The 3,715-nt window shown below is 54.8% G+C and carries 2 protein-coding genes; both read right to left on the minus strand.

The window, feature by feature from the left end:
* Positions 1-1,865, minus strand: a 1,865-nt coding sequence (locus B2T33_RS10650) for a DUF294 nucleotidyltransferase-like domain-containing protein (RefSeq protein ID WP_286791972.1), incomplete at its 3' end; no start/stop codon positions are given.
* Positions 1,866-1,987: 122 nt separating this feature from the next.
* Positions 1,988-3,715 (minus strand): sodium:solute symporter family protein (locus B2T33_RS10655; protein WP_286791973.1); only part of this gene is annotated, 1,728 nt, incomplete at its 5' end.

Raw genomic sequence — 3,715 nt, forward strand, 5'->3', positions numbered from 1 at the left:
GTCCCGCTTTTGCCAAAGGCGTGCTCAAGCGCGCCCTGAAGGTTCTTGATCACCGAGAACGCATCCTTAAGATGGCTGCGCTCAAACGCCGACAGGCTTTCAGGTTGCAGGAAGTTATCGGGTTTTTCGCCACGCCGGATCTGACGGACCTGATGTTTCAGGCGGGTGATGCTAATGAATTCAAAGGCATCAAGAAGGTCTGACGCCCCCTGATTGCTGATGGATGGGAATGCCTTTACGGCATTGAGCCGCTCGTAGGTGTTTACGGCCTCGACACCGTTGGCAAGGGCGTGAATGCGGGCAACATCAACGATTGGCACCACGCCGTTATGTTTCAGATCAAGGGTCTTGTCATGTTCGCCGCCACGGATCATGACGAAATTCTTGAAGAAACCAAGCGGGACGTGATGGCTCAGCGCGTTGCCCACCATATAGGCCTGGAAAATACGGTTGTCCTTGGCCTTTGAGATGATCATGCGATGCAGGTCTTCAAACAGGCTCTTGGTGCCGTGGACCGGGCGCAGGTCAAACCAGACCGAACACAGCATCAATGATTTTGGTTCGGGTTGTTCGATCCATTTGTTGAAATAGTGCTGCCAGGTGCGCACAGGTTGCCGCCACTCATCTGTTCTGGCCATCATTTCACCGGGGCAATAGACGTAGCCAACCTTGTTCAGGCCATCACAGACAAAGTCGGCAAGATTTTTGAAATATTCCCCGTGCTGATCCGCGTCATAGGCGTCATCAATAATCAGGCAATTGTCCTGATCCGAAAGTGCCGTTTGTTCCTGGCGGCCTTGTGACCCACCAGCCATCCAGACATAGGGAACCGGCGGGGGGCCGAATTCTTCCTCTGCCAGTTGCAGCAGCCGGGCGGTCGCCGCATCCGAAAGGGTCGTTACGATATGTCCGGCATTTTGCGATGTCGCGCCCGCTTCAATCAGGTGACTAAGAAGTTCGGGGACTTGGGCGATGACCTTTGCCATTTCTTCGGGTTCGGTCAGTTTGCCAATGCGGCCTGCCATGTAAACAGCCGATAGCGACTGTCGTGCCAGCAAGTTGTTGGTGGTGATCATGCCAACCGCCTTGCCATCCTTCATTACAGGCAGATGGCGGATATTGTTGCGCGTCATGGTCAGAAGCGCATCAAAGGCGTACTGATCGGGATCGATCGAGATCGGCTTTTCGGTCATGATGGCGGTCACTGGCTCATCATAACTGCGGCCCTTGGCAATGACACGATTGCGCAGGTCACGGTCGGTCATGATCCCGGCAACGCCATCACCGCCTTCGGTGATCAGCAGACAGGAAACGCGTTCCTTGCTCATCAACTGGCCAGCTTCAAGGATTGAGGCGGACTTGTCGATGCTGACCAGTTCGCGGGCAATCAGGTCACTGACCTTCACACTCATCAGTTTGAGCTGATCGTCATCGCGACTTTCGAGCAACTGCATGCCACTGCGCAGGCGTTCGCCACCCATCTGGGCGAAGAAATAGCTGAATTGCGGATACTTGCCAGTTAGCGCATGAAAATCCTTTTCAGGCAGCAAGTAACACAGGCTGTCTTCCAGAGTTGTAATGTTGTTGGCGGCCCGTCCATTCTGATACATCGCGCGCACACCAAAGCACTCACCCTCTGACAGGCGGGCAAGCAACTGCCCGTTCGGGTCGCGGGTTTCGGTGCCGCCGGTGCGGATGATGTATAGATGAAGGCATTGTTCCTCGGGCGAGAGGACTTTGGTCCCTGCGCGAAAATAGCGGGCCGACAGGCGCTTTGGCAGGGCGTTGATTTCTTCGTCAGGTAACAGATCGAACGGGTGGTGCTGTTTTAGAAACTCGGCAATTTCTTCGAGTTCGATGCTCATGACTGTTTTCCTCCGCAAGGGCATGCCCTGAGTGCATTGTTGCCTGACTAAGGCCGAAAAGAAAAGCCCCCGGATCAATGATCCGGGGGCCTGCAACAGTTCCTGGCAAACCAGTTGACCGATTAGTGGTCAACTGCGCCACCGGCTCCTTTCGGAACGCGGATGTCTTCAATCATGTGCTGGATATGCTCTGGCGGTTCAGCGGTGACTTTCGACACAGCGAAAGCAACGATGAAGTTCAGGAGCATACCAACGACGCCAATGCCTTCCGGCGAGATACCGAACAGCCAGTTTGCTTCGACGTTTTCGATCAATACCGGGATAAAGATGCCCTTGTAGGACATGATATAACCCATGGTGAAGATCAGACCGACCAGCATCCCGGCAATAGCACCTTCACGGTTAACCTTCTTGGAGAAGATACCCATGATGATAACCGGGAACAGCGAGGATGCGGCAAGGCCGAAGGCGAAGGCCACCACCTGTGCCACAAAGCCCGGAGGATTGTAGCCCAGATAACCGGCAATCACGATCGCGACCGCAGCCGCAACACGCCCGGCCATCAGTTCCTGTCCTTCTGTCATGTTCGGTGTGAACGTGCCTTTGAGAAGGTCATGTGAAACGCCCGACGAAATCACAAGCAGCAGACCAGCAGCTGTCGAGAGTGCTGCGGCGATACCGCCAGCTGCGACCAGGGCAATGACCCAGTTCGGAAGCTGTGCGATTTCAGGGTTGGCAAGAACCATGATGTCACGGTCAACGCTCAGTTCGTTACCAGCCCAGCCATATTCGGCTGCTTTGGTCGCAAACTCTGCGTTCGCATCGTTGTAATACTGGATGCGGCCGTCACCGTTCTTGTCTTCGAACTTCAGAAGGCCGGTTGCTTCCCAGCGCTTCATCCAGTCCGGACGTTCTTCATAGACGAGGTTACCGTCTTCTGCGCCCACTTCACCGGTCTGGATGGTGTCGGTCAGGTTCAGGCGTGCCATTGCACCAACTGCCGGAGCAGTGGTGTAAAGCAGCGCGATGAAGACCAGCGCCCAACCGGCCGAAGAACGTGCATCACGGACTTTCGGAACGGTGAAGAAGCGAACGATAACGTGCGGAAGACCGGCAGTACCAACCATCAGTGCAAGCGTGATTGCAAAGATATCAATCGTTGACTTGTTGGTGGTTGTGTATTCGAGGAAGCCGAGTTCCGTCACAACCTGGTTAAGGCGATCAAGCATGTATTCGCCAGTGCCATTCACGGTCGAGCCAAATGCCAGCTGCGGCAGCGGATTGCCGGTCAGCTGGAAGGCAATGAAGATTGCCGGAATGGTGTAGGCAATAATAAGAACGCAATACTGTGCAACCTGGGTATAGGTAATACCCTTCATGCCGCCAAGAACAGCATAGATGAAGACGATGCCCATGCCGACGATCAGGCCGGTGAGGAGTTCAACTTCAAGGAAGCGCGAGAACACGATGCCAACGCCGCGCATCTGACCTGCCACATAGGTAAACGAGATAAAGATCAGGCAGATAACAGCAACGATACGGGCAGTTCTGGAATAATAACGATCCCCGATGAATTCCGGCACGGTGAATTTGCCGTACTTGCGAAGGTACGGTGCCAGAAGCATCGCCAGCAGGCAGTAACCACCTGTCCAGCCCATGAGGTAAACCGAGCCGCCATAGCCAAGGAAGGCAATGAGGCCGGCCATAGAGATAAAGGAAGCAGCCGACATCCAGTCTGCTGCGGTCGCCATGCCGTTGACGACCGGGTTAACACCTTTGCCAGCGACATAGAATTCGCCGGTGGTGCTTGCCTTGGCCCAGATCGCGATGCCGATATACAGCGCGAAGCT

The sequence above is a fragment of the Thalassospira sp. UBA4513 genome (genome assembly GCF_002388495.1).
Lineage (GTDB): Bacteria > Pseudomonadota > Alphaproteobacteria > Rhodospirillales > Thalassospiraceae > Thalassospira > Thalassospira tepidiphila.